Annotated in this window: 21 protein-coding genes, 1 pseudogene and 1 riboswitch; of the genes and pseudogenes, 7 read left to right on the forward strand and 15 right to left on the reverse strand. The window is 67.3% G+C overall.

Going from position 1 to position 24,681, the window contains the following annotated elements; translation table 11 throughout:
• Positions 1 to 52 precede the first annotated feature (52 nt).
• From M2650_RS08010 to M2650_RS08020, 3 genes and pseudogenes are all read left to right on the forward strand, one after another.
• Positions 53 to 1,333, forward strand: a pseudogene (locus M2650_RS08010) (penicillin-binding protein activator); the annotation flags it as partial.
• Entirely contained in the window at positions 1,323 to 1,712 is a 390-nt protein-coding gene (locus tag M2650_RS08015; protein ID WP_249473156.1) for a YraN family protein, read from the forward strand. The pseudogene M2650_RS08010 and the gene M2650_RS08015, both read left to right, overlap by 11 nt.
• An 829-nt stretch (positions 1,713 to 2,541) precedes the next feature.
• Entirely contained in the window at positions 2,542 to 3,918 is a 1,377-nt protein-coding gene (locus M2650_RS08020; RefSeq protein WP_249473158.1) for an FAD-binding oxidoreductase, read from the forward strand.
• Between the two features lie 144 nt (positions 3,919 to 4,062).
• Here the strand turns inward: M2650_RS08020 and thiL are convergent, their stop codons facing one another.
• The 10 genes from thiL to glyA form a co-directional block, all read right to left on the reverse strand.
• Positions 4,063 to 5,052 (reverse strand): thiamine-phosphate kinase, encoded by a 990-nt coding sequence (gene thiL, locus M2650_RS08025; protein WP_425602511.1) that lies wholly within the window; start codon positions 5,050 to 5,052, stop codon positions 4,063 to 4,065.
• A complete protein-coding gene (gene nusB, locus M2650_RS08030; RefSeq protein WP_249473160.1) occupies positions 5,013 to 5,477 on the reverse strand; it encodes a transcription antitermination factor NusB in 465 nt (154 codons plus the stop codon). Before nusB ends, thiL begins: the two co-directional genes overlap by 40 nt.
• Positions 5,474 to 5,941 (reverse strand): 6,7-dimethyl-8-ribityllumazine synthase, encoded by a 468-nt coding sequence (gene ribH, locus M2650_RS08035; protein ID WP_249473162.1) that lies wholly within the window; start codon positions 5,939 to 5,941, stop codon positions 5,474 to 5,476. The genes nusB and ribH overlap by 4 nt, the downstream gene beginning before the upstream one ends.
• Positions 5,942 to 6,109: 168 nt before the next feature.
• A complete protein-coding gene (gene ribB / locus M2650_RS08040; RefSeq protein WP_249473164.1) occupies positions 6,110 to 7,219 on the reverse strand; it encodes a 3,4-dihydroxy-2-butanone-4-phosphate synthase in 1,110 nt (369 codons plus the stop codon).
• A 116-nt stretch (positions 7,220 to 7,335) separates the two neighbouring features.
• The gene (locus M2650_RS08045) at positions 7,336 to 7,932 is read right to left on the reverse strand and encodes a riboflavin synthase (protein WP_249473165.1); all 597 of its coding nucleotides are present in this window, start codon (positions 7,930 to 7,932) and stop codon (positions 7,336 to 7,338) included.
• 75 nt (positions 7,933 to 8,007) lie between these two features.
• A riboswitch (FMN riboswitch) is annotated at positions 8,008 to 8,181 on the reverse strand.
• A gap of 49 nt (positions 8,182 to 8,230) precedes the next feature.
• The gene (locus tag M2650_RS08050) at positions 8,231 to 8,980 is read right to left on the reverse strand and encodes a class I SAM-dependent methyltransferase (RefSeq protein ID WP_249473166.1); all 750 of its coding nucleotides are present in this window, start codon (positions 8,978 to 8,980) and stop codon (positions 8,231 to 8,233) included.
• Entirely contained in the window at positions 8,977 to 10,044 is a 1,068-nt protein-coding gene (gene ribD / locus M2650_RS08055) for a bifunctional diaminohydroxyphosphoribosylaminopyrimidine deaminase/5-amino-6-(5-phosphoribosylamino)uracil reductase RibD (protein ID WP_249474307.1), read from the reverse strand. Before ribD ends, M2650_RS08050 begins: the two co-directional genes overlap by 4 nt.
• A gap of 43 nt (positions 10,045 to 10,087) precedes the next feature.
• Complete coding sequence (locus M2650_RS08060) at positions 10,088 to 10,807, reverse strand: hypothetical protein (RefSeq protein ID WP_249473167.1); 720 nt, start codon at positions 10,805 to 10,807, stop codon at positions 10,088 to 10,090.
• Positions 10,804 to 11,325, reverse strand: a complete 522-nt coding sequence (gene nrdR, locus M2650_RS08065; protein ID WP_249473168.1) for a transcriptional regulator NrdR — start codon at positions 11,323 to 11,325, stop codon at positions 10,804 to 10,806. The genes M2650_RS08060 and nrdR overlap by 4 nt, the downstream gene beginning before the upstream one ends.
• A gap of 18 nt (positions 11,326 to 11,343) precedes the next feature.
• Entirely contained in the window at positions 11,344 to 12,600 is a 1,257-nt protein-coding gene (glyA, locus tag M2650_RS08070; RefSeq protein ID WP_249473169.1) for a serine hydroxymethyltransferase, read from the reverse strand.
• A gap of 106 nt (positions 12,601 to 12,706) precedes the next feature.
• On the opposite strand from glyA, the gene lpxO reads away from it, so the two are divergent.
• The 4 genes from lpxO (at position 12,707) to pyrF (ending at position 16,803) form a co-directional block, all read left to right on the forward strand.
• Entirely contained in the window at positions 12,707 to 13,663 is a 957-nt protein-coding gene (gene lpxO, locus M2650_RS08075; RefSeq protein ID WP_249473170.1) for a lipid A hydroxylase LpxO, read from the forward strand.
• A 223-nt stretch (positions 13,664 to 13,886) separates the two neighbouring features.
• On the forward strand, positions 13,887 to 15,548 hold the full coding sequence (gene ettA / locus M2650_RS08080; protein WP_249473171.1) for an energy-dependent translational throttle protein EttA: 1,662 nt from the start codon (positions 13,887 to 13,889) through the stop codon (positions 15,546 to 15,548).
• A gap of 21 nt (positions 15,549 to 15,569) precedes the next feature.
• Positions 15,570 to 15,959: a hypothetical protein gene (locus M2650_RS08085; protein ID WP_249473172.1), complete on the forward strand. Its 390-nt coding sequence runs from the start codon at positions 15,570 to 15,572 to the stop codon at positions 15,957 to 15,959.
• Between the two features lie 31 nt (positions 15,960 to 15,990).
• Positions 15,991 to 16,803 (forward strand): orotidine-5'-phosphate decarboxylase, encoded by an 813-nt coding sequence (pyrF, locus tag M2650_RS08090; RefSeq protein WP_249473173.1) that lies wholly within the window; start codon positions 15,991 to 15,993, stop codon positions 16,801 to 16,803.
• 157 nt (positions 16,804 to 16,960) lie between these two features.
• Here the strand turns inward: pyrF and M2650_RS08095 are convergent, their stop codons facing one another.
• The 5 genes from M2650_RS08095 to M2650_RS08115 form a co-directional block, all read right to left on the reverse strand.
• Positions 16,961 to 17,797, reverse strand: a complete 837-nt coding sequence (locus M2650_RS08095) for a glycosyltransferase family 2 protein (RefSeq protein WP_249473174.1) — start codon at positions 17,795 to 17,797, stop codon at positions 16,961 to 16,963.
• 11 nt (positions 17,798 to 17,808) lie between these two features.
• Positions 17,809 to 18,675, reverse strand: coding sequence for a glycosyltransferase family 2 protein (locus M2650_RS08100; protein ID WP_249473176.1), 867 nt, complete (start codon positions 18,673 to 18,675; stop codon positions 17,809 to 17,811).
• 211 nt (positions 18,676 to 18,886) lie between these two features.
• Entirely contained in the window at positions 18,887 to 22,900 is a 4,014-nt protein-coding gene (purL, locus tag M2650_RS08105) for a phosphoribosylformylglycinamidine synthase (protein WP_249473178.1), read from the reverse strand.
• Between the two features lie 75 nt (positions 22,901 to 22,975).
• Positions 22,976 to 23,422, reverse strand: a complete 447-nt coding sequence (locus M2650_RS08110; RefSeq protein ID WP_249473180.1) for a nuclear transport factor 2 family protein — start codon at positions 23,420 to 23,422, stop codon at positions 22,976 to 22,978.
• A 33-nt stretch (positions 23,423 to 23,455) separates the two neighbouring features.
• Positions 23,456 to 24,289 carry a DsbC family protein gene (locus M2650_RS08115; RefSeq protein WP_249473182.1) on the reverse strand — a complete coding sequence of 278 codons (834 nt, stop codon included), beginning with the start codon at positions 24,287 to 24,289 and terminating at the stop codon, positions 23,456 to 23,458.
• Positions 24,290 to 24,681 lie beyond the last annotated feature (392 nt).

Here is a 24,681-nt window from a genome sequence, read left to right on the forward strand (position 1 = left end):
CACAGTGCAGGTCAGCGGCACGGACGGCAAGCCGGCCGGCGCTTCCGACAATGCGGCCATCCAAGCCGCCGGCGCATTGGCGCGCAACGACGCAACGCTAACCGGCCAGGCCCGGACGGACAACGCCCGCCAGATCGACCGCCTTCTCTCGGGCCTGGACGATGCCACCCTGGCGCGCGAAACCGCCGCGCTGGCGGCCAACGATCCGCTCTACAACTTCGCCGGACGCGCGCTGCTGCGGCGCGGGCTGCCCCTGCCGCGGCCGTTCAACCGCAGTGCGCAATGGGGCTTCGACGCGAGCAGCCGGCCGCCGGCGGACCGCGACGGCTACCGGCCGCCGAACAAGCTCGCCGTGCTGCTGCCGCTGTCCGGCAGCCTGGCCACGGCCGCGGCCCCGGTGCGCGACGGCTTGCTCGCCGGCTACTACGGCGAACGCCGGCAACGCCCCGACGTGCAGTTCTACGACACCGCCGGCACGGCCGCCGGCGCCGTGGCGGCTTACGCCAAGGCTGCGGCGGAAGGCAACGACTTCGTGGTCGGCCCGCTCGGCCGCGACGAGGTCAGCGCCTTGTTCAACCAGGGCAATCTCAGCGTGCCCATGCTCGCGCTCAATCGCGGCAACGTGGCGCCGCCGGCGGGCAACGCCAGTTTTTCGCTCGCGCCGGAAGACGAGGCGATTTCGGCCGCGGAATACCTGATCGCCAGCAACGCGCGCCATGTGCTGGTGCTGAGCAGCAGCGATGCGACGATGCGCCGCGCTGCCGATGCGTTCCGCGAACGCTTCGCCGAGCGCGGCGGAGCGGTGACCGAAACCTTGACCGTCGGCGAAAGCGCCGAAGGCTTCACGCCCGCGCTGCAAGCCGCAGCGGCGAAGCAAGGCGGCGTGGATGCGATCTTCCTGGCGGTGAAGGGCAGCCAGGCGCGCGCGCTGGCGCCGCAGCTGGCCGCGGCCGGTCTGGCCGGCAAGCCGCGCGTGGCCACTTCGCAACTCATTTCCGGCACAGGCAAGCCGGAGCAGGACCGTGCGCTGGACGGCATCATCTTCCCCAGCGACGCTTGGAGCGTGCGCGGCGCGCCGGGCTTGCCGCCGGCGAGCGCGACCGGCCAGGAATTGCCGACCGCACGCGGGCCGGCGGCGCGCCTGTTCGCGTTCGGCTACGACGCATGGCTGATCACCGCCTATCTGGAACGCCTGGCGACCAGCGCCGAGGGCGACGTGAAGGGCGCCACCGGCGATCTGCGTATCGACGGCTTCGGCAACATCATCCGCGCACCGGCCTGGTCGACCTTCAGCGGCGGCACCGTCGTGCCTTTGTCGCGCGGTGGCGGTTGACCGGCGCGCGCGCGGAGCGTCGGTCGAAGCCGCCGCGCATGCGCATCTGAAGAAGGCCGGGCTCGTCGATGTCGCCGCCAATGCGAACTACCGCGGCGGCGAACTGGACCTGGTGATGCTGGACCGCAGCGGCCGCGGCGAACCGACCCTGGTTTTCGTCGAAGTACGCTACCGCCGCGATCCGCGTTTCGGCGGCGGCGCGGCGTCCGTCGACGCGGGCAAACGCCGCAAGCTCGTGCACGCCGCGCAGATGTTCCTGTTGGCGCATCGCGAATACGCAAATGCAGCTTGCCGTTTCGACGTGGTCGAAGCCGACGGCGACCCGGCGGCTCCGCGATTGAACTGGTTACGCGACGCGTTCCGCGCCGACGATATCTGAGCGTTGAAGCCGTGGCCGTGTAGACCGGCGCTTACTCCGCTGCCTTTGATGTGGGTTTGTCGGCTCTGCCGGCCCTGTGGGCCGAGGTTTCGTCCGCTAAAACCGCGGCCGAGTTACTTTCTTTTTGATGGGCCCAAAAAGAGAAGTCGCCAAAGAGAAAGGGCCTTTGGAAGGGATCCCGGCGAGGGGCTCCCCGTGTTCTTGGCCCCTTATCGCCGGCCCTCGGGATTCCGCCGTCGCTTCGATATTAGATCCGAGGCGATCGATCAGAACGCCTCCTTAGCGCAACTCCGCAAAAGCCACGTCACCCATAGGCTGCGAATCAAAATCTAGTACCTGCGTAAGAAGGTCACCTGCGACGAAAGCAGGGTCGCTGGCGGACTTTCAGGCACGACGCATCGCACCGCAGTTCAGGCCCTTTCTTGGGTTACTTTCTTTGGGCCAACAAAGAAAGTGACCCGGCGCAGCCGGAAGCCTTTGTCCATGGCGCGAGTCGCAGCGCAGCTGGCGAGGACGCGGGCCTGGATCCCGGCCTTCGCCGGGATGACGGCTTAGGGGCAACAGCAAAAGCAACATGGGTCCCAGCGTTCGCTGGGATGACGGCTTAAGAGCTAAGGGCTTAAGAGCGAACGGCCTAAGAGCAAGAGCAGCGGAGCAAGCTCCGCTCTACAAAGCCGCGGCAAGAGCAGCGGGGCAAGCCCCAGCTGGAGCAAAGGCAGCGGGGCGAGCTCCGCTCTACAGAACGGGAGAGATGCCGTCATCGCGGTTAACGTCGGGATCATCGCGCCCGGCGATCGGGACAAAACTCGGCAAGGACTACAATCGGCGAATGACCTCGCTTCCTGCCGCCCTCGACCAAGAACTCGCCGCCCTGCTCGGAGACGGCTGGCGAACCGGCGAAGACGAGCGCCAGGCGCACGGCAACGACAACTCCCGCCGTTCCGCGCTGCCGGACGCCGTCGCCTTGCCGAACACGCGCGAACAAGTCGTAGCGCTGGTGCGCGCCTGCCGCGCGCACCGCGTGCCGATCGTCGCACGCGGCGCCGGCACCAGCAGCACCGGCGCCGTGCTGCCTATAGCGGGCGGCGTGGTGGTGTCGTTCGAACGCATGAACCGCATCCTCGAGATCCGCGCCGGCGACCGCTACGCCGTCGTCGAACCGGGCGTGCTTAACGGAGATCTGCAGCGCGCGCTGGCCCCGCACGGCCTGTTCTGGCCGCCGGATCCGGCCAGCGCCGAACTGTGCACCGTCGGCGGCAACCTGGCCTGCAACGCCGGCGGCCCGCACACCGTGAAATACGGCGCCACCCGCGACAACGTGCTCGGCCTGACCGCCGTCACCGGCACCGGCGAACTGATCCATTGCGGCAGCGCGACCACCAAGGACGCGACCGGCTACGACCTCACCCACCTGATCGTCGGCAGCGAAGGCACGCTAGCGCTGATCGTCGACGCCACCCTGAAGCTTGCGCCCGTGCCGCCGCAGCGCGCCAGCCTGCGCGCGCTGTACGCCGACGTCGCCAGCGCAGCGGCCGCGGTGTCGCGGATCATGGCCCAGCCGACGACACCGGCGATGCTCGAATTCATGGATGCGGCCTGCATCGAACTGGCGCGCGACGTCGGCGGCACCGACATTCCCGACGCCGGCGCGTTGCTGATGATCGAAGCCGACGGCGACGCCGCCACGCTGCCGCACGCGGTCGCCGTGCTGGCGCAAGCCGCGCGCGGCGAAGGCTTGCTTTCGCTCGACACCGCACCGGACGAGATCGCCAGCGAAAAGCTCTGGGCCGCGCGCAAAGCCTTGTCGCCCGCGTTGCGCAGCATCGCGCCGGGCAAGATCAACGAGGACGTGGTGGTTCCGGTGTCGCGCATCCCCGAACTGGTCGACGGCATCCAGGCGCTGGCGCGGGAGTTCGACCTGCCGATCGTCGCCTTCGGCCATGCCGGCAACGGCAACCTGCACGCCAACATCTTGTACGACCCCGACGACGCCGGCCAGGACGCCCGCGCCCAGGCCGCGCTGCCGCGCCTGTTCACGCTGACGCTGCAACTGGGCGGCACGCTGTCCGGCGAGCACGGCATCGGCCTCGCCAAGCGCGATTTCATGGCGCACGCCTTCGATCCGGCGACCTTGGCGGCGATGCGTGCCGTAAAAAACGCTTTCGACCCCGATGGTCTATTGAATCCGGGCAAGGTGCTGCCGTAGCCATTTTGCCCTCTCCCCTCTGCGGGAGAGGGACAGGCCAAAGGCCAGGGAGAGGGGTCCGCTTTTCGCGCCGCCTCGCCCGAGCGCACCCTTGCTAGAAAAGCTCGCGGCTGAAGCCGCTCCTACAAAAGCAGAAGCAAAAAGCTATGAAACGAAATGCGTGTAACCGGCGCTCGGCGGCGCCCATGGACTTCCATCGCGCCGCAATGCGCGGACGCCCTGCCCCGCAATAATGCGCCCGATGCGCGTCACGCGGATTCTCTCTTGCTCGCCGATCGCCTCAATCGCATCGCGGCAATGCTCAGGCGCAGCGAAGCACAACTCGTAATCGTCGCCACCCGTAGCTTGGAAAATAAAGCGCGTACCTTCATCAAAGGCGCCGAGCAGCGCATCCGACGCAGGCAGTTCCATAACCGATATTTCCGCGCCGACGCCGCTGCTGCGGCACACGTGGCCGAGATCGGCCAGCAAACCATCGGAAACATCGATGCATGCGTTCGCGATTCCGTGCAACGCGAGACCTAACGCTGTACGCGGCGTGGGCCGGTCGAGCCTGGTTTTCAAAGCGGAAACGACGGGCTCGCCATCACGCCATTGCGCCAAAGCGGCTGCGGCATCGCCCAGCGTGCCGCTGACCCATACGTCATCGCCGGGCCGCGCGCCGTCACGCCGCAATGCCCTTCCTTCATCGACAAAGCCATGCGCCGTCACGCAAACCGACAACGGCCCGCGCGTGGTGTCGCCGCCTACCAGCGCGACGCCATGGCTGGCGGCCAACGCCAGAAATCCGTCGAGGAATTCATCCAACCATGCTCGGTCCGCCTGCGGCAACGACAAAGACAGCGTGCACCAGGCCGGCTGCGCGCCCATCGCCGACAAATCGGACAAATTGACGGCCAGAGACTTCCAGCCGATGTCGGCGGCCATGGTTTCGGGTGGGAAATGCACGCCTTCGTTGAGCGTGTCCATGGCGACGACCAATTGCTTGCCCGCCGGCACCTGCAACAGGGCGGCGTCGTCGCCTATGCCCAGGATCACGTCGCTGCGCGCTCCCGCACGCATGCGGATGCGTTCGATCAGGTCGAACTCAGCAGTCACTTCGGCCGCGCGGCGTTCACTTCCACCGCGCGCCATTCGACCGCGGCGTGGTCCAGCACGCCGTTGACGAAAGTGTGGCCGTGCTCGGAGCCGAAGCGCTTGGCCGTTTCCAACGCCTCGTTGATGATCACGCGATACGGCACGTCGATGCGATGCCGCATTTCATAGGCGGCGATGCGCAGCACGGCGCGCTCGATCGGGTCGACCAGTTCGATTTCGCGATCGAGGTAAGGCTGCAAGGCCTGGTCCAGCTCGCTGCGGTGCTGCAGCACGCCGCGCACCAGGTCTTCGAAGTATTCCAGATCGGCGACCTCGTGCGCCTGCTCGTGGGCGAACTGCGCGATCACCTGGCGCACGTCGCCGCCGGACATCTGCCACGCGTAAACCGCCTGCATCGCGCGACGGCGCGCGCGCGAACGCGCGACCGGGTCGATGCCGCCCTTGGACCGGTGGCGCGTCACGGCAGCTTGCCCATCAGGCTCGCCATTTCGATCGCGACCAGCGCGCATTCCTCGCCCTTGTTGCCGTGGCTGCCGCCGGCGCGCGCTTCCGCATCTTCGGGCTCGTCCACCGCCAATACGCCGTTGGCCACCGGCACGCGGAAATCCAACGACACGCGCATCAGGCCCTGCGCGCAATTGTCGGCGACATGCTCGTAGTGGCGCGTATCGCCGCGGATCACGCAACCCAGCGCGACGATGGCGCTATGCGAACCGGCCGCGGCAAGGCGCGCCGCCGCAGCCGGGATTTCCCAGGCGCCCGGCACGCGGATCACGTCCACCGCCTGCTCCGTCACGCCATGCTCGGCGAAAGTCTTGCGAGCGCCCGCCACCAGCGTATCGGTGATGCGCGGGTTCCAGCGGCTGGCGATGATCGCGAAGCGCGCGTTATCGGGGGCGCGCAGGTCGCCTTCGTGCAGGGTCATGTGATGGGCGGGCCTGGTGGGTTGCGCAGTTTAGCAAGCGGCGAGCCGGGGCACCGGAGCCTCCCGATTCCGTCATCCCAGCGAAAGCTGGGACCCATTTTGATTTTGATTAGTCGGCCCCCACAGCAACATGGGTCCCAGCTTTCGTTGGGATGACGAGAAAGGAGGTTAAGCCTCGACATACTCCACGACCTCCAGCCCGAACCCCGCCAGCCCCACCTGCTTGCGCGGCGTGCCCAGCACGCGCAGCTTGCCCAGACCCAGATCGGCCAGGATCTGGCTGCCGGCGCCGTTGCGGCGCCATTCGGCCAGGGCGCCGCCGCGGCCGGCGGGCTCCGCGCGGGCCTGCTCGGGCTGCTCGCGGATGCGGGCGAGCAGCGCTTCGGCGTTCGGCGTCTCGCCGAGCAATACCAGCGCGCCGGCGCCTTGCTTGGCGATCGTCGCCAGCACTTCCCCGACCGCCGGACCGAAATCGGCGCGCCGCCAATGCAGGGCGTCGGCCAGCGGATTGAGCATGTGCACGCGCACCAAGGTCGGTGTCGCCGGGTCGGCTTCGCCGCGCAGCAGCGCGAAGTGCAGCGCATGGCTGACGCGGTCGCGATAGGTGTGCAGTCGGAACGGGCCGTGTTCGGTGTCGATCTCGCGCTCGTCGACGCGTTCTATGGTGTGCTCGTTGTGCAAACGGTAGCGGATCAATTCCTCGATCGAACCCATCTTCAACCCGTGCACGCGGGCGAAGGCTTCCAGCTGCGGACGGCGCGCCATGGTGCCGTCGGCGTTGAGGATTTCGACGAGCACGCCAGCAGGTTCCAGGCCCGCGAGCAGAGCGAGGTCGCTGGCCGCTTCGGTGTGGCCGGCGCGGTTGAGCACGCCGCCGGGCTGGGTCATCAGCGGGAAGATGTGTCCCGGTTGCGACAGGTCGGCCGCGCTCGCATCGGGGCGCACCGCCGTGCGGATGGTATGCGCGCGGTCGTAGGCGGAGATGCCGGTGGTCACGCCTTCGGCCGCTTCGATGCTGACGGTGAAATTGGTGCCGTGCGGCGAGGTGTTGTCGCGCACCATCGGCGGCAGGCCGAGCTGGCGACAGCGTTCGCGCGTCAGCGACAGGCAAACCAGTCCGCGCGCATGGGTGACCATGAAATTGATGTCGGTGGGGCGCACCAGTTCGGCGGCCATGATCAGGTCGCCTTCGTTCTCGCGGTCTTCGTCGTCGACGATGACGACCATGCGGCCGGCGCGGATTTCTTCGAGCAGTTCGGGGATGGGGGCGAAGGTCATGGTCGTTGTGCTCTGTTTTTCCGTCATCCCAGCGAAAGCTGGGACCCATGTTGCTGTTGCTGTTATTGCTGTAAAGATCAAAATCAAATGGGTCCCAGCTTTCGCTGGGATGACGGTTATTTGGGGGCTTGCAAAAGCCGCTCGACGTAGCGCGCCACCAGATCCACTTCGAGATTCACCGCATCGCCGACCTGCGTGGCCGAGAACGCGGTATGCGACACCGTGTGCGGGATCAGCGCGACTTCGAAGCCTTCGCCATCGACCGCGTTCACGGTCAGGCTGACGCCGTCGACGCAAATCGAGCCTTTTTGGGCGATGTACTTCAGCAACGGCGCCGGCGCCGAGAACCTCCAACGTTGGGCGCGCGCGTCGTCCTCGATGCGCAGCACGCCGCCGACCCCGTCGACATGGCCGCTGACCAGATGCCCGCCGAGGCGGTCGGTGGGCTTCATCGCGCGCTCGAGATTCACCGCGCTGCCGATCGGCAGCCGGCCCAGCGTCGTCAGCGACAGGGTTTCGTTGGAAGCGTCGACATCGAACGACGCCGCATCGAACGCGACCACGGTCAGGCAGACGCCGTTGACCGAAATGCTTTCGCCCAAGGCGACATCGGCGAACGGCAGCGTGCCGGCGGCGATCCGCAAACGGGCGTCGCCGCCGCGCGCCTCGCGCGCCGCCAGCGATCCGACACCTTCGACAAGGCCTGTGAACATGAAACGCTTCCCGCATCGGACAACGCGAAAAACGCCCAAGGCATGAGGCAGGCGCACGGCCGCCAGGCCGCGCCTTGCCGTCTTCTTTCATCCGGACTATCACCGTCGGCCCCGGCATCGGACCGGGTCTGCTGACCTTCCGGCACGCGTACGAATACGGCCGCCGGAAGCGCTCGCGGGCTCGTGCGTGCTCCATGGAGCGCCGCACCTACCGCCGGTGGGGAATCGCACCCCGCCCTGAAGACGTTTCAACGAATTGTGGTTGAGACGATGCCGGCGAACCGGCCCGCGCATTCTATCACCCGGCGTTCTTGCGGCGGGCGTGCACGAACAGCGGCCAGTGCAGACGCTGCGTTGCATCCGCGTCGCCCCAGGCCGCGGCGAACGCCCCCGCATGGGCCGCGACGGGGTCGGCGCCGCGCGCCTGGCGGTATTGCTTCACCGCCGAATAGCTCGAGAAATAGGCCAGCAGGCGCGACAGCGGCCAGTCCGCCTGCATCGCGAAAGCCGGCGGATCCAGCGCCGCGAACGGCCAGTCGAAATCCGCGTAGGCTTCGTCGATCAGCCGGCGCTCGGGCGGCCAATAGGCGCGGATTTCGTCCTGGAACGCGGTATTGGCCGCCTCCAGCGCAGGCGGCACGACGATGTCCTGGTAGCCCCAGGCCGCCAGCACGCCGCCGAGCTTGAGCACGCGTTCGCATTCGGCGAAGAACGCCGCACGGTCGAACCAGTGCAAGGCCTGCGCGACGCAGACCGCATCGACGCTGGCCGCAGGCAGCACGCAACGTTCGCCGGCTTCGACCGCGAACACCACGTTGTCCGGGGCATAGGCCTGCGCGATCTGCGCGGCGCTCGGGTCGGTGGCGTAGACCGCGTCGAAATGCGCGGCCAAGTCGCGAGTGGCCTGGCCGCTGCCGCAGCCGGCTTCCCATGCCCGGCCGCGCGACGGCGCGACGGAAGCGATCCACTGGAACAGGGCCTGCGGGTATTCGGGACGCGCAGCCGCGTAATCGGCCGCGGAGGCGGAGAAATGGTCTTTGAAACTCATGCGGCGGCGTCGGGCTGCAGCAGCACGCGCACGTCGTCGCCGATGCGCCGCGTTTCGACGATGCGCAGGCGCAGGCGCTGCGCCATCTCGTCGATGCACAGGCCTTCGAACAGCGGCCGCGCGCGCTCGCCGAGCAGCACCGGCGCGACGTACAGCAGCAGCTCGTCTACCAGGCCGGCGCACAGGAAGGCGCCGGCCAGCGTGGCGCCGGCCTCGACCTGCACTTCGTTGATCTCGCGCTCGGCCAACAGTTTCAGCACGGCGTCCAGATCGAGCTTGCCGTCGCGCATCGGTACCGCGGCGTGCTGCGCGGACAGGTCGCGCGGCGGCTTGGCATCGGCGGCGTGCAGGTACAACGTCGGCGCGGCGCCTTCGCGCACGTGGCCGCGTGTCACGGTGGCCAGGCCGGGATCGAGCACCACGCGCAGCGGCGCGACGAATTCGGTCGGTTCGTCGAAACGCACGGTAAGGTGCGGATCGTCCGCCAGCACCGTGCCCGAGCCGGTCAGGATCGCGCCGCTGCGCGCGCGCCAGCGGTGCACGTCGCCGCGGGCCGCATCGCCGCTGATCCATTTGGAATCGCCACTGGCCATCGCAGTACGGCCGTCGATGCTGGTGGCGAGCTTGATCCGCAGCCAGGGCCGGCCGCGCTCGATGCGCGACAAGAAGCCGCGGTTGAGATGCCGCGCCTGCGCTTCCATCAATCCGTGCCGGACCGCGATGCCGGCCGCCCGCAGCTTGTCGAAGCCGGCGCCGTTGACCTGCGGGAAAGGATCGCGCATCGCAGCAACCACATGCGCTACCCCTGCCGCGATCAGCGCATCCGCGCACGGCCCGGTGTTGCCCGTGTGCGCGCAGGGTTCGAGGGTGACGTAAGCGGTCGCGCCGCGCGCGCGCTCGCCGGCCGCCTGCAGCGCGAAAACTTCCGCGTGCGGCCCGCCCTTGCGCTGGTGCCAGCCTTCGCCGACGACTTCTTCGCCCTGCGCGATCACGCAACCGACCATCGGATTGGGCTTGGTGGTGTATGCCGCGCGCTCGGCCAGGCGCAGGGCCTGCGCCATCATCGCGTAGTCGACGGCGGTGAAGCCCGGCGCGTTCGCATTCGCATCATTCACGCGCGTAACGGCCCCGCTCTTTGCCGTCTTCCCAGGGCCACGACGGCACCAGTTCCCTGCCGTCGACGCGCAATTCCATTTTTTCGAACGCGGTTTTCCGGTAGGCGGACGCATCCTTCACGAAATAGGCGGCGAACCGTTCCGACTGCCATGGCTCGGGCAACGCGAACCATTGCCATGCTTCGTTGCGGCCCTGCCTGCGCAATGCGGCGCGCGTCCAGTTGCGGCCTTTCGGGAACGGCTGCAGCGTCGCCATGCCGTCGGCGCCGGTGATGCGCGTCTGGGTCTTGCCGTCGTCGCTTTCGAACATCACTTCGACGCCGGACATCGGCCCCTGCTCGGGAATGCCGACCACCGCGGTCCACGCATCGGCGGACGACGGCGGGTGCGATTGCATCTCCGCATCGGTGAAGGGACGGAATTCCGGCGTCTTGGCGACCGGGTCCGACTGCAGCACCACACGGTCGCCGATGCGGTGCCAGCGTCCCTGCGCGGTCTGATCGAGCGCGCCGTAGACCATCATCCACTGGAAGCGACCGTCGGCGTTCAGCAGCATTTCGGAGCCTGTTTCCATGACGCCGTTGAGGTAGTAGTGGCCGACCAGCGCCGGGTCGACGCGGCCGCCGGACCCGTCCTTCTGCTGCGCCTGGGCCAGGCCCGTTCCGGCGATCGCCAGCGCGACCGACAGCCACCACCGCGAAGATACGTTCATTTCTTGCGCCCCTTTTCGATAGGTACGACATCGGCCGCGAGCAGCGGCAGCTGCCCTTCGCCGGGCAGGTCGCGCTCGAGCCGGTCCAGTTCCTCGCGGAAATCGGCCACATCCTCGAACGAACGGTAGACCGAAGCGAAGCGCACGAAGGCGACGTGGTCGAGCTTGCGCAACTCGGCCATCACGAATTCGCCGACGCGACGCGACGGCAGCTCGCGCTCGGTGGTCATGCGCAGTTGGTGAACGACGGCGCGCACGGCCGATTCGATCTGCTCTTCCGAGACCGGGCGCTTGTGCAGCGCGCGGTCGAAGCTCAGGCGCAACTTGCGCGCATCGAAGTTGTCGCGGCGGCCGTCGGACTTGATGATCGCCGGCAGCTTGAGCTCCACCGTTTCCAGCGTGCTGAAGCGTTCGCCGCAGGCTTCGCACTCGCGGCGGCGGCGGATCGTCGCGCCGTCGTCGCTGACGCGCGAGTCGATGACGCGGGTGTCTACGTGCTGGCAGAAGGGGCAATGCATCGTTTACTCGATTACAACCTATCCGCCGTAAACCGGAAACTGCTTGCACTGCTTGGTGACGTTCTCACGCACACCCGCAATCACGTTCTCGTCCCTGGGATTGTCCAGCACATCGCAAATCCAATTTGCCAGCGCCACGCAATCGGCTTCCTTGTAACCGCGCGTGGTCACCGCCGGCGTGCCGATGCGCAATCCGGAAGTGACGAACGGCTTCTGCGGATCGTTGGGCACCGCGTTCTTGTTGACGGTGATGTGGGCCTTGCCGAGCGCGGCTTCCGCGTCCTTGCCGGTGATGCCCTTGCCGATCATGTCGACCAGCATCAGGTGGTTCTGGGTGCCGCCGGAGACGATCTTGTAGCCGCGCTTGATGATGGTGTCGGCCATCGCCTGCGCGTTCTTGACGACCTGCTGCTGGTAATCCTTGAAATCCGGCTCCAACGCTTCTTTGAAAGCCACGGCCTTGGCGGCGATCACGTGCATCAACGGTCCGCCCTGGATGCCGGGGAACACGATCGACTGCAGCTTCTTCTCGATTTCCTCGCCAGCGCCCTTCGCAACGATGATTCCGCCGCGCGGCCCGCGCAGCGTCTTGTGCGTAGTGGAAGTGACCACATGCGCGTGCGGCAACGGACTCGGGTACACGCCGGCGGCGATCAGGCCGGCGACGTGCGCCATGTCGACGAACAGATACGCGCCGACCTTGTCGGCGATGGCGCGGAAGCGCGCCCAATCGACGACTTGCGAATACGCGGAGAACCCCGCGACCACCATCTTCGGTTTGTGTTCCAGCGCCAGCCGCTCGACTTCGTCGTAATCGATGAAGCCGTTTTCGTCGACGCCGTACTGGATCGCATTGAGGATCTTGCCGCTGAGGTTGACCTTGGCGCCGTGGGTCAGATGGCCGCCATGCGCCAGCGACATGCCCAGGATCGTGTCGCCCGGATTGAGCAGCGCGAAATACACGGCCTGATTGGCCTGCGAGCCCGAATGCGGTTGCACGTTGGCGTAATCGGCGCCGAACAGCTGCTTCACCCGGTCGATCGCCAGTTGTTCGGCGATATCGACGTATTCGCAGCCGCCGTAGTAGCGCTTGCCGGGGTAGCCTTCGGCGTATTTGTTGGTCAGCTGGCTGCCCTGCGCCTCCATGACCCGCGGGCTGGCGTAGTTTTCGGAGGCGATCAGCTCGACATGGTCTTCCTGGCGCCGCGCCTCGTCGGCGATGGCCTTGGCGAGTTCGTCGTCGTAACCGGCGATACGGGCGGAGCTGGGGAACATTCGCAAACCTCTGTGGGGGTTGAAAAAAACGGCGCGGGCCGCATTTCCCGACCCAGCCGGCATGGTAGCCCAGGGCTTAGAATGCGGCCATAACCAAAACCCCGCCATGGCCCGGACGCCGCGCCGATTCGCCCGTCCGCCCGCCGAGGAAGCCGCTTTGAAATGGATCCTAGTCCTGCTGTTCGTCGCCAGCGCGCTGTACGTGCACTTCCGCGGCGCGGTGCGCCACCGCTGGAACCGCCAGTTGCTGGACCATTCCACCTTCATGGCGCCGATCAACGTGCTGATGTACGCCCTGTCGCGGGTGCCGACCACGCCGTTCGTGGGCGACCTGGAACGCCATTTCCCCGAGCTGGAACCGTTGCGGGCCAACTGGCAGAACATCCGCGAGGAAGCCCGCTACCTGCGCGAGCAGCAGCACATCAAGGCCGCATCCGGCTATAACGACGTCGGCTTCAATTCCTTCTTCCGGCGCGGCTGGAAGCGCTTCTACCTGAAGTGGTACGACGACGCGCACCCTTCCGCCGCCGAGCTTTGCCCCAACACCACCGCCCTGCTGCGCTCGATCCCGAGCGTCAAGGCGGCGATGTTCACCGAGCTGCCGCCGGGCTCGGAACTGCGGCCGCACCGCGATCCGTATGCCGGCTCGCTGCGCCTGCACCTGGGCCTGGAAACGCCGAACGACGACGCCTGCTTCATCAGCGTCGACGGCCAGCGCTACAGCTGGCGCGACGGCCAGTGGACGATGTTCGACGAGACCTACATCCACTACGCCCGCAACGACTCGGACGAGAACCGGATCATCCTGTTCTGCGACATCGAGCGGCCGATGAAGTTCGGCTGGGCGCGGGCATTGAACCGTTTCATCGCTCGCCACCTGATCGCAGCCGGCGCCTCGCCCAACATGGAGGGCGACAAGACCGGCGGCATCAATCGCGCTTTCAAGTACTTCTATGCGTTCCGGCTCAAGGCCAAAGCCCTGCGCGAGCGCAACAAGACGCTTTATTACGGGCTGAAGTACGCGTTGGTGGCCGGCGTGGTGGCGTTCATCGTTTGGATCTGAGGCTCGTCGAAGGGCGTAGCCCGGGTAAGCGCAGCGCACCCGGGGAACACGGTCGCTTCGACATCCCGGGTGCGCTGCGCTTACCCGGGCTACGCCCTCCCGCAAGAGCCGTCTGGCACCCAAAGCTGGAACGCAGGCCCCGCCTGCGGGATAATTAACCCCTAGCCCGCCCATCCCCAGGCCATCCGGCCGGGCTCGGCGCGCCCGGATTCCGGAGTTACGCATGCAATACATCTACACCATGAACGGCGTCAGCAAGGTCGTGCCGCCGAAGCGCCAGATCATCAAGGACATCTCGCTGTCGTTCTTCCCGGGCGCCAAGATCGGCCTGCTCGGCCTGAACGGCGCGGGCAAGTCGACGGTGCTCAAGATCATGGCCGGCGTCGACAAGGATTTCATCGGCGAAGCGCGTCCGCAGCCGGGCATCAAGGTGGGCTACCTGGCCCAGGAGCCGCTGCTGGATCCCAACCAGACCGTGCGCGAAGCCGTCGAGCAAGGCGTCGGCGAAGTGCTGCAGGCGCAGGCCGCGCTCGACAAGATCTACGAAGCCTATGCCGAAGAAGGCGCCGACTTCGACAAGCTCGCCGCCGAGCAGCAACGGCTCGAGTCGATCCTCGCCGCCGGCGACGCGCACACCCTGGAAAACCAGCTGGAAGTGGCCGCCGACGCGCTGCGCCTGCCGCCGTGGGATGCCGTGATCGGAAAGCTCTCCGGCGGCGAAAAGCGCCGCGTCGCGCTGTGCCAGCTGCTGCTGCAGAAGCCGGACATGCTGCTGCTCGACGAGCCCACCAACCACCTCGACGCCGAGTCGGTGGAATGGCTGGAGCAATTCCTGGCGCGCTACACCGGCACCGTGGTGGCGGTGACGCACGACCGCTACTTCCTCGACAACGCCGCCGAGTGGATCCTGGAACTCGACCGCGGCCGCGGCATCCCGTGGAAGGGCAACTACACCGAGTGGCTGATCCAGAAAGAAGAACGCCTGAAGCAGGAAGAGTCTTCCGAGAAGGCGCGCCAGAAGGCGATCGCGCGCGAACTCGAGTGGGCGCGCAGCAACGCCAAGGGCGGCCGCAGCAAGGGCAAGGCGCGTTTGGCGCGCATCGAAGAGCTGCAATCGGTCGATTACCAGAAGCGCAACGAGACCAACGAGATCTTCATCCCGCCGGGCGAGCGCCTGGGCAATTCGGTGATGGAGTTCAAGGGCGTGTCCAAGTCGTTCGGCGACCGCTTGCTGATCGACGATTTGAGCTTCATCGTCCCGCCCGGCGCGATCGTCGGCATCATCGGCCCCAACGGCGCCGGCAAGTCGACGTTGTTCAAGATGATCACCGGGCAGGAAAAGCCGGACAAAGGCGAGATCGTCAAGGGCCCGACCGTCAACATCGCCTACGTGGACCAGAGCCGCGAGAAGCTGGAAGGCAACCACAACGTCTTCCAGGAAGTCTCCGGCGGCGCCGACATCCTCAACATCAACGGCATCGAGATCCAGTCGCGCGCCTACATCGGCCGCTTCAACTTCAAGGGCCAAGACCAGCAGAAGCTGGTCGGCACCTTGTCCGGCGGCGAGCGCGGACGTTTGCACCTGGCCAAGACGCTGCTGCAGGGCGGCAACGTGCTGCTGCTGGACGAACCGTCCAACGACCTGGACATCGAAACGCTGCGCGCGCTGGAAGACGCGTTGCTGGAATTCCCCGGCAACACGTTCGTGATCTCGCACGACCGCTGGTTCCTGGACCGCATCGCCACCCACATCCTGGCCTTCGAAGGCGACAGCCACGTCGAGTTCTTCCAGGGCAACTATCGCGAGTACGAGGAAGACAAGAAGCGGCGCATGGGCGACGAGGGCGCGCAACCGCACCGGTTGCGGTTCAAGGCGCTCAAGTAAGCGGTCCGGCGAGGGGCGGCGATGCCGATCAAGCGCGACGAGTGGATGCTGCCGGTCCTGCTCTACGCCTTGCTGACCGCGACGCTGTTCGATCCCGGCGTGCGCCGGGTCCTTGTCCTGGCTTTCGGCGAACGTCCTCTCGGCGTGCCGGTGCTGGCGCTGGTCGCCGTCGCGCAATCTTTGCTCGTCTTGCCGCTGCTGTGGTGCGCCGTGCATTTGCAGCGCATCATGAGGCAGGCGCTTGCCGATGGACGGGGCGTCGGCCTGTTTTCCTTGCTGTTGGACATGCGTGCGATCGGCCGCCGCCATCCCGAGCTGCGCTATTCGCAGTTGGTCTGCGCGTTCGGACTCGTCTACGGACTGATCGTGGCGGGCGCCTGGATCTTCTACGCGGACCATCTCGGCATTTGAGCAACGCACCCTCGCCTACAGGATCCCCACCATGGCTTTCACGACTGCGCTGAAGCAACGCTGGCAAAACGCATCGTCGTTGGTTTGCGTAGGACTGGACCCCGAGCCGGCCAAGTTCCCGGCCCGATTCGCGGGCGACCCGGATGCGATCTTCGCCTTCTGCCGCGACATCGCCGACGCCACCGCGGAATACGTCTGCTGCTTCAAACCGCAGATCGCCCACTTCGCCGCGCACGGCGCCGAAGACGCGCTGGAACGACTGATCGCGCACATCCATGCCAAGCATCCGGGCATACCGGTGATCCTGGACGCCAAGCGCGGCGACATCGGCAGCACTGCGCAGCAGTACGCCGCGGAAGCATTCGACCGTTACCGCGCCGACGCCGTCACCGCCAACCCTTATCTGGGCCGCGATTCGGTACAGCCCTTCCTCGACCGCGCGGACAAGGGCGTGGTGATCCTGTGCCGCACCTCCAATCCCGGCGCCGGCGATCTGCAGGATCTGCGCGTCGACGGCCGCCCGCTGTATCAGCACGTGGCCGAGAAAGTGGCGCGCGAATGGAACGATAACGGCAACTGCGCGCTGGTCGTCGGTGCGACCTGGCCGGAACAACTGCGCGAAGTGCGCGCCATCGTCGGCGACGTGCCGTTCCTGGTGCCCGGCGTCGGCGCGCAGGGCGGCGACGTCGAGGCGGTGGTTACGAATGCGAAGACCGCCGATGGCACCGGCCTGATCGTCAGTTCTTCGCGGGCGATCCTGTATGCCTCGAAAGGCGACGATTACGCCGCAGCGGCCGCGATTGCGGCTAAGACGCTTCGCGACGAGATCAACCGATACCGCTGAACTATGCCTTCTCCCCCTTTGAAAAAGGGGGACACAGGGGGATTTGCTTTTGGCGCCTCCCCCTATGCAGAGCAAAAGCAAATCCCCCTCAATCCCCTTTTTCAAGGGGGGAGGTACAGCAAGACCAGCTCGCAGTCGGGTGGTTTCGCTTGCGCGGCTAAGAAGAACGCGCAATCGCGCGTAGCGCGGCGAACGGGAAGCGCAGCCATATCATGGAAAACACCGCCATGCGCGTCGGCAGACTGCGTCGCGAAGCCTCGAACTTCTTGAAATACCGCCACAAGCCACGGTGCTTGTGCCATTCGACGAACAACGGCCGCGACCGGCTGGACACGCCGCGCACGTGCAAGACGCGGACGTCGTTGGCCACGGCGATCGCCGCGCCGGCCGCACGCGCGCGGCGGCAAAGATCCAGATCTTCGGCATGCAAGCGATAGTTCTCGTCGAAGCCGCCGATGCTTTCGAACAAAGTGCGCGGCATCAGCATCAACGCGCCCGATACCGCATCGACCGGCTGCAGGCTTTGCAAATCGTCGGCGGGCAGATCCAGCGAACGCGCCGATCGCGAGCCGAGCATGGCGGCGAAATCCGGGTCGCGGCGTCGCGCGGCCGCGTCGCGCGCGCCGGATTCGTCGACCAGATCGGCGCCCAGCAGCGCTTCGCGTCCCAGCCGCTGCGTGCGCGCGCGCAAACGCGCGAGCGTGTCGGTTTCCACCAGGCAATCCGGATTGACGAACGCCAGCCACGGCGCATCGCAGTCGCGGGCGCCCTGGTTGCAGGCCACGGCGAAGCCGGGATTGTCGGGATTGCCGACGAAGCGCAGGCGCGCGTCGCTCGCGGCATGCCGCAACACGACGTCCAGCGTCCCGTCCTGCGAGCCGTTGTCGACCACGCGGATCTGCGCGACGCCTTCCGCGGCGCGCAGCCGCAACAGGCATTCGTCGATGGTGGCGGCGCTCCGGTAGGCGACGACGATGGCGGCGATGTCGGCCATGCGTCGCGCGCTCAACGCCTGTCCGCGCGGTCGCGCGGGAACAGGTCGTGCTGCGATTGCGGCAAGTCGACCTGCGCATAGTGCTGCGCGAGCCGTTCGCGCATGTCGCGCAGCGGGTCGTTCATCAGGAAACCGGCGATGCGCGCATGCCAGTCCGGCCAGCGCGCGGCCAGCGCATCCATGTCGCCTTCGTAGGGGCCGCCCTCGCCGCCGCGCGCGACGTAGGCCGTTTCGCACAGCGCGTTGCGCCAGCCCAGGCCCGACAGGCGCAGCGAGAGGTCGACCAGTGCGGCGTACCAGGAGCCGTAGCTGTCCGCATCCAATCCGCCTGCGCGACGGCGCGCGCTGCCGCGCAGCAGCACCGCGTGGCCGACTGCGGCCGGCAATTCCGGATGCAGCGGCGGCAACGTCGCAGCCGCACGCGCCAGGCGTTCGGGATCGTCCGGCAAGGGCGCGATCTCGCCGCAGCGCGGCCATGAGGCGGATTCGCCTGCGTTGCACCACGGCGTGGCGGTGGCGATGGCGGCATCGCGCGCGAGGCACGCGGCGAGTTGCTGCAGCCAGCCCGGTGAGGGCATCGCATCGGGCGCGAGCACGGCGACGTCGGCGTCGCCGCAGGCTTTCAAAGCTTCGTCCAAATGCGCAACTTCGCCGACCATGCGCTGGCGCCGCGTGTAATCGGCGGCGAGCGGCGTGCGCACCAGCCAGCGTTCGACGATGGCCAGCGCGCGCGGCCCGGCTTGCGCGTCGTCGGCCAGCCAGATGCGGGTGCCGGCGGGCGTGCCGGCGTCGAGCGCTCCGAGGCAGCGGTCCAGCGCCTCGTCGTCGGTGCCGAGCGGCAGCAGCACGATCGGCAGCGCTGCCTTGTCAGCCGCCATGGGCTGCCGGTTCGCGGTGGTGACGGTTGGCTGGCAATCGCGGCCTCATGCCTTGGATCGTGCGCCGACTTTATCAGTTGCCGCGCCGGCGAGCTGTGCTCTTTGTGGGAGCGGCTTTAGCCGCGAGCTCTTGACCCTTTCGCGCGACCTTGCAAAAGCTCGCGGCTAAAGCCGCTCCTACAAAAGCCGAAGCTCCTACAAAAGCTATGGCTCAGCCCACCCACTTCCGCGCATTGCCGAACATCCGCATCCACGGCGACGCATCCGGCCATTCGCGCGGATGCCAGCTCAGGTTGACGCTGCGCGGCGTGCGTTCGGGATGCGGCATCAGGATGGTGGCGCGGCCGTCGTCGCTCGTCAGGCCTGCGATCGCGTCGGTCGAACCGTTCGGATTAGCCGGATACTGCGTAGCGGGCTGTCCGTCTCCATCGATATAGCGCATCGCGACGGCCGCAGCGGCGCGGTCGGCGTCGCCGGCGAACGCGGCGCGTCCTTCGCCGTGCGACACCACCACCGGAATGCGCGAACCGGCCATGCCGCGGAAGAACAGCGACGGCGATTCCGGCACTTCGACCAAGCTCAAGCGGCCTTCGAACTGCTCGCTGCGGTTGCGCAGGAATACCGGCCAATGCGCGGCGCCGGGAATGATGTCCTTCAGTTGCGCCAGCATCTGGCAGCCGTTGCACACGCCCAGCGCGAACGTATCGTCCCGCACGAAGAATTCGGCGAAGGCTTCGCGCAAAGCGCCGCGCTCCAGGATCGACGTCGCCCAACCGCGGCCCGCGCCCAGCACGTCGCCGTAGCTGAAACCGCCGCAGGCGGCAATGCCGCGAAAATCGGCCAGCTTCGCGCGCCCGGCGATCAGGTCGCTCATGTGCACGTCGCAAGCGGAGAATCCCGCGCGCGTGAACGCCGAGGCCATTTCGATCTGGCCGTTGACGCCCTGCTCGCGCAGGATCGCGACCTTCGGCTTGGCGCCCAGATTGAGATACGGCGCGGCGAGGTCCTCGGCCGGGTCGAACGCGAGCTTGGGCTGCAGTCCGGTCGCAGCGAACGCGCGCACCGCATCGCGCTCTTCGTCGGCGCAAGCCGGATCGTCGCGCAGCTTCTGCATCGCGTGCGTCACCGACCACCAGGCGTCGAACAGCGCGTCCCAGCGCCATTCGGCCAGTGTTTCGTTGTCGTGGCGTACGCGGATCGTCGGCGCGGTGCTGGGCCGGGCGATGCGCTGCGCGCATTCGACCAGGCCGTGGCGCGCGATGAGGTCGGCGAATTCGGCGCGGTCCTCGGACGCGATCTGCACCACCGCGCCGAGTTCTTCGTTGAACAGCGTGCGGCAGGGATCGTCGCTGCGGCCTTCGCCCCAGCCGTCCAGCAGGATATCCAGGCCCAGGTGCGAGCAGAACGCCATTTCGCACAGCGCGGCGAAGGCGCCGCCGTCGGAACGGTCGTGGTAGGCCAGCAGCAGGCCGGCCTGGCGCGCGTCGCGGATCAGTTCGAAGAAGCCGCGCAGGCGTTCGGGGCTGTCCAGATCCGGGCAGTCGCCGCCGAAGCGGTCGTAGCACTGCGCCAGGATCGAACCACCCAGACGCTGTTTGCCGGCGCCCAAACCGATCAGCCACAACTCGGTATCGGCATCGCGCGACAGCAGTGGCGTCAGCTGCGCGCGCGCATCGGCGACCGGCGCGAATGCGCTGACCACCAGCGACACCGGCGACACGGACTTGTGCGCCTGGCCGTCTTGCGACCATTGCGCCTGCATCGACAAGGAATCCTTGCCGACCGGAATGCTGAGATCGATCGCCGGGCACAATTCCATGCCCACGGCCTTGACCGCGTCGAACAGGCGCGCGTCTTCGCCGGCGTGGCCTGCCGCGGCCATCCAGTTGGCGGACAGCTTGACGCGCTGCAGGCTTTCCACCGGCGCGGCGCACAGGTTGGTGATCGCCTCGCCGACGGCCATGCGCGCCGATGCGGCGGCGTCGAGCAGCGCCAGCGGCGTGCGTTCGCCGATCGCCATCGCTTCGCCGGCGCCGCCTTCGAAACCCGACAGCGTGATCGCGCAATCGGCCACCGGCAGTTGCCACGGGCCGACCATCTGGTCGCGCGCGGTCAAACCGCCGACGCTGCGGTCGCCGATGCTGACCAGGAAGCTCTTGGCGGCGACGGTGGGGTGGGCGAGTACGCGCAGGCCGACGTCGTGCAGCACTTGTCCCGGATTCTCGCCGAGCACGTCGCTGTCCAGTTCCGGCCAGCGCGCCGCGCGCGGACGCTGCGTGTCGCGGTGCATCTTCGGCGGCTTGCCGAAGAGCACGTCCATCGGCAAATCGATCGGCAGATCGCGCTGTGAAGCCCCTCTCCCATCGGGAGAGGGGTTGGGGTGATGGTTCGGGGAAGCGACGGCGTTCTGACTTGCGTCGTACTGCGTACCCTCATCCGCCCTTCGGGCACCTTCTCCCGAGGGGAGAAGGGAAGAGCCGACGCCGTATCCGACGACCAGGCGCTCTTCCGCCGTCGCCGTGCCTACCACGGCGAACGGACAACGCTCGCGCTCGCAAATGGCGGTGAAATCGGCGATGCGGTCCTGCGGGATGCCGAGCACGTAGCGTTCCTGCGACTCGTTGCACCACAACTGCATCGGCGACAGCGAGGGATCGTCGGTCGGCACCTTGCCCAGATCGATCACGCCGCCCACGCCCGAATCGTGCAGCAGTTCGGGAATCGCGTTGGACAGGCCGCCGGCGCCGACATCGTGGAACCACAGGATCGGATTGCGTTCGGCTAACGCGACGCAGCGGTCGATCACTTCCTGGCAACGCCGTTCCATTTCAGGGTTGTCGCGCTGCACGCTGGCGAAATCCAGGTCTTCGGCGCTGTCGCCCGAAGCGACCGAACTGGCCGCGCCGCCGCCCAGGCCGATCAGCATCGCCGGGCCGCCGAGCACGATCACCGCGTCGCCCGGGGACAACCGCTTCTTCTCCACCAGCGGACGGTCGATCGCGCCCAAACCGCCGGCGAGCATGATCGGCTTGTCGTAGGCGCGCACCGTCGCGTCGGGTTCGCGCAGCTCGAAACTGCGGAAATAGCCGGTGAGGTTCGGACGGCCGAATTCGTTGTTGAATGCGGCTGCGCCGATCGGGCCGTCGAGCATGATTTCCAGCGCCGGCGCCATGCGCGGATTCAAGGCGCGCTCGCTTTCCCACGGTTGCGGCAGGGTCGGAATGCGCAGGTGCGACACGCTGAAGCCGCACAGGCCGGCCTTGGGCTTGCCGCCGCGGCCGGTGGCGCCTTCGTCGCGGATCTCGCCGCCGGCGCCGGTGCTGGCGCCGGGGAACGGCGCGATCGCGGTGGGATGGTTGTGGGTTTCGACCTTGATGCAGAACGCGCTGTCCTGCACGGCTTCGGCGCGGTATTCGCCGCTGCGCGCATCGGGCCGGAAGCGGCGCGACGCATAGCCCTCGATCACCGCCGCGTTGTCGCTGTACGCCGACAACGTGTGCTCGGGCGTCTGCGCATGGGTGTGCTTGATCATCTTGAACAGCGACAGTGGTTGCTCGCGGCCGTCGATGGTCCAGGAAGCGTTGAAGATCTTGTGCCGGCAGTGCTCGGAATTGGCCTGCGCGAACATCATCAGTTCGACGTCGGACGGATCCCGGCCGAGTTCGGCGTAGCGCCGGCGCAGGTAGTCGATTTCGTCGTCGGCCAGCGCCAGGCCCAACCGCGCATTGGCCGATTCCAGTTGCGCCAGCGGAATGCGTTCGAGCGTGCCGCGCGGCGGCACGGCGAACAGGGCCACGGCGGCTTCGCGGTCGGCCAGCAGCGATTGCGTCATCGGGTCGTGCAGGCGCTTGGCCAGCGCGGCTTGCGCGGCGGGATCGTCCGGCCAACCGAGCAAGTCGATGCGGGTGCCGCGCTCGACGCGTTTCACCGGCAGGCCTGCGCCATGCAGCAGTTCGGTGGCCTTGCTGGCCCAGGGCGAGATCGTGCCCAGCCGCGGCAGCACGAAGCGGGAAAGGGCACCCGCGGCCAGCGGCTGCGCCTGCGATCCGGCCTGCAGGATGCGCCGCAACGCATCGGCCTGGGGCTGCGCGCCGTCTTCGGGCTGGACCCAATAGACGTGCCAGGCACCGGAAATCCGGACGGTGGGAACGAGGGCTTGCAGGCGGGCTTCGAGCCGCTCGCGTCGGAACGGCGACAGGGCCGGTTGGCCCTCGAGGACGATCATGTCCGGCGATAAACCGTGGAACGGGGCGCTATTGTAGCCGGCCGGCCCGGGGTCTGTCCGCCGCGGACGGCGCGGTCAGCCCTCGACGATTTGCACGCAATGCTCGGACAGGACTTTCCAACCGTCCGCAGACCGGGCCAGGACGATGCTGCAGCGCTGGTCGTCGCGGAACGGCTTGCCGTCGTAGCTGCCGTGCCCTTTCCAACGGCTGCCGACCACCGCGGTGTCGGCCGTCCGGTGCACCTGGATTTCGCTGCGCTCGGCGGATGCCAGGCGAAATTTCGGAGAGCCCAGGAATTCCACCCACTGCTGGCGCGACCTGACGCCGCCTTTCGAGGTGAAGTAGACGTAATCGGCGGCCAGCGTGCGCTCGAAGGCCACAGGATCCTTGCCGGCCCAGGCCCGGTCGTAGGCCTGTATCGCGGCCGCCACGCCGGTTTCCGGCGCCGGTTGCGCCTGCGCAGCGCCGCTGCAGACGAAGATTACGTACGACGACAACAGCATCGGCAGGACACGTCCCATCGCGTGGTTCCGTGAAGTCGGGAAATCCGAGGATCAGCCGCTGGCGGCGGCCGTCTTGGGATCGGCCGCGGACTCGGCGAGCTTGTCGAGATAGCTGCGCATTTCCTGCGGCGGCATGTAGCCGGGCACCTGCTCGCCGTTGGCGGTGATGATCATCGGCGTGCCGGTCAGGCCCAGGCGCTGGCCCAGGTCGTATTCCATGGTCACCGGGTTCTTGCAGTCCTTCATCGGCACGGACTTGCCGGACTTGGCCGCGGTCAGCGCCTGCTTGCGGTCGGCGGCGCACCATACCGCGATCATTTTCTTGTGGTCCTGGCTGCCCAGGCCCATGCGCGGAAAGGCCAGGTATTGGATCTCGATGCCCTGCCGGTTGTACTCGGCGATCTCGCTGTGCATCTTCTGGCAATAGCCGCATTCGATATCGGTGAACACGGTGAGCGTGTACTTGGGATTGGCCGGCGCGAACACGATGCGGTCGCTGATCGGCACCTGCTTGAGCATTTCCTTGCGCAGCTTGGACAGGCTGGCTTCGCTCAGGTCCTTCTTGACGCTCATGTCGTACAGCGAACCCTGGATCAGGTATTTGCCGTCGTCGGACACGTAAAGCGTCCTGCCGCCGACGATTACTTCGCGGAAGCCGGGCATCGGCGCGGCGCCGACGCGGTCGATCGGCACCTGCTGGTTGAGCGCGCGGATCGCCGCGACCGCTTTCGCGTCCGGCGTGCCCGGCGTGGTCTTGGGCTGGGTCCCGGCGACGGAAGCGGCAGGCGCAGCCGCGGTCTTAGCGTCGGCGCCCGGCGCCTGCGGTTGCGCGCAAGCGGACAAGCTGATCGCGCCCAGCAGGGCGGCGGTGGCGTAGCGTTTCATGCGGTGCGATATCCGTGAAGGAGGCCGGGTGGGACCGCGGCCGGGGGCGCTAGTTCTGGATTTTCGCATAGATGCAAGCTTGGCCGCCCATGATGACAGTTACGGCGTTCAGGAGGACTGCAGGCCAGAGCGGTCGAGTCGTTCCGCCCCTGCTTATTGGCCGCGCCCACCCTGCTCTCATGCCCGAACAAAGATCCCGAGGCCGCCCTTGCTTTGCACCCGCCATCCCAGCGAACGCTGGGACCCAGGCCCGCGTTCTTGTGGACTGCGCTGCGACTCGCGCCATGGACAAAGGCTTCCGGCTGCGCCGGGTCACTTTCTTTGCTGGCCCAAAGAAAGTAACCCAAGAAAGGGCCTGAACTGCGGTGCGATGGGTCGCACCTGTAAGTCCG

Origin of the sequence: Luteimonas galliterrae (genome assembly GCF_023374055.1) — a bacterium.
Lineage (GTDB): Bacteria > Pseudomonadota > Gammaproteobacteria > Xanthomonadales > Xanthomonadaceae > Luteimonas_C > Luteimonas_C galliterrae.

Bases quoted from the DNA above. Each gene is read 5' to 3' on its own strand.
- M2650_RS08020 (WP_249473158.1), top strand. From the start codon at position 2,542: ATGACCTCGCTTCCTGCCGCCCTCGACCAAGAACTCGCCGCCCTGCTC.
- thiL (WP_425602511.1), bottom strand. From the start codon at position 5,052: ATGGCGCGCGGTGGAAGTGAACGCCGCGCGGCCGAAGTGACTGCTGAG.
- ribH (WP_249473162.1), bottom strand. From the start codon at position 5,941: ATGACCCTGCACGAAGGCGACCTGCGCGCCCCCGATAACGCGCGCTTC.
- ribB (WP_249473164.1), bottom strand. From the start codon at position 7,219: ATGACCTTCGCCCCCATCCCCGAACTGCTCGAAGAAATCCGCGCCGGC.
- M2650_RS08045 (WP_249473165.1), bottom strand. From the start codon at position 7,932: ATGTTCACAGGCCTTGTCGAAGGTGTCGGATCGCTGGCGGCGCGCGAG.
- M2650_RS08050 (WP_249473166.1), bottom strand. From the start codon at position 8,980: ATGAGTTTCAAAGACCATTTCTCCGCCTCCGCGGCCGATTACGCGGCT.
- ribD (WP_249474307.1), bottom strand. From the start codon at position 10,044: ATGATGGCGCAGGCCCTGCGCCTGGCCGAGCGCGCGGCATACACCACC.
- M2650_RS08060 (WP_249473167.1), bottom strand. From the start codon at position 10,807: ATGAACGTATCTTCGCGGTGGTGGCTGTCGGTCGCGCTGGCGATCGCC.
- nrdR (WP_249473168.1), bottom strand. From the start codon at position 11,325: ATGCATTGCCCCTTCTGCCAGCACGTAGACACCCGCGTCATCGACTCG.
- glyA (WP_249473169.1), bottom strand. From the start codon at position 12,600: ATGTTCCCCAGCTCCGCCCGTATCGCCGGTTACGACGACGAACTCGCC.
- lpxO (WP_249473170.1), top strand. From the start codon at position 12,707: ATGGCCCGGACGCCGCGCCGATTCGCCCGTCCGCCCGCCGAGGAAGCC.
- ettA (WP_249473171.1), top strand. From the start codon at position 13,887: ATGCAATACATCTACACCATGAACGGCGTCAGCAAGGTCGTGCCGCCG.
- M2650_RS08085 (WP_249473172.1), top strand. From the start codon at position 15,570: ATGCCGATCAAGCGCGACGAGTGGATGCTGCCGGTCCTGCTCTACGCC.
- pyrF (WP_249473173.1), top strand. From the start codon at position 15,991: ATGGCTTTCACGACTGCGCTGAAGCAACGCTGGCAAAACGCATCGTCG.
- M2650_RS08095 (WP_249473174.1), bottom strand. From the start codon at position 17,797: ATGGCCGACATCGCCGCCATCGTCGTCGCCTACCGGAGCGCCGCCACC.
- M2650_RS08100 (WP_249473176.1), bottom strand. From the start codon at position 18,675: ATGGCGGCTGACAAGGCAGCGCTGCCGATCGTGCTGCTGCCGCTCGGC.
- purL (WP_249473178.1), bottom strand. From the start codon at position 22,900: ATGATCGTCCTCGAGGGCCAACCGGCCCTGTCGCCGTTCCGACGCGAG.
- M2650_RS08110 (WP_249473180.1), bottom strand. From the start codon at position 23,422: ATGGGACGTGTCCTGCCGATGCTGTTGTCGTCGTACGTAATCTTCGTC.
- M2650_RS08115 (WP_249473182.1), bottom strand. From the start codon at position 24,289: ATGAAACGCTACGCCACCGCCGCCCTGCTGGGCGCGATCAGCTTGTCC.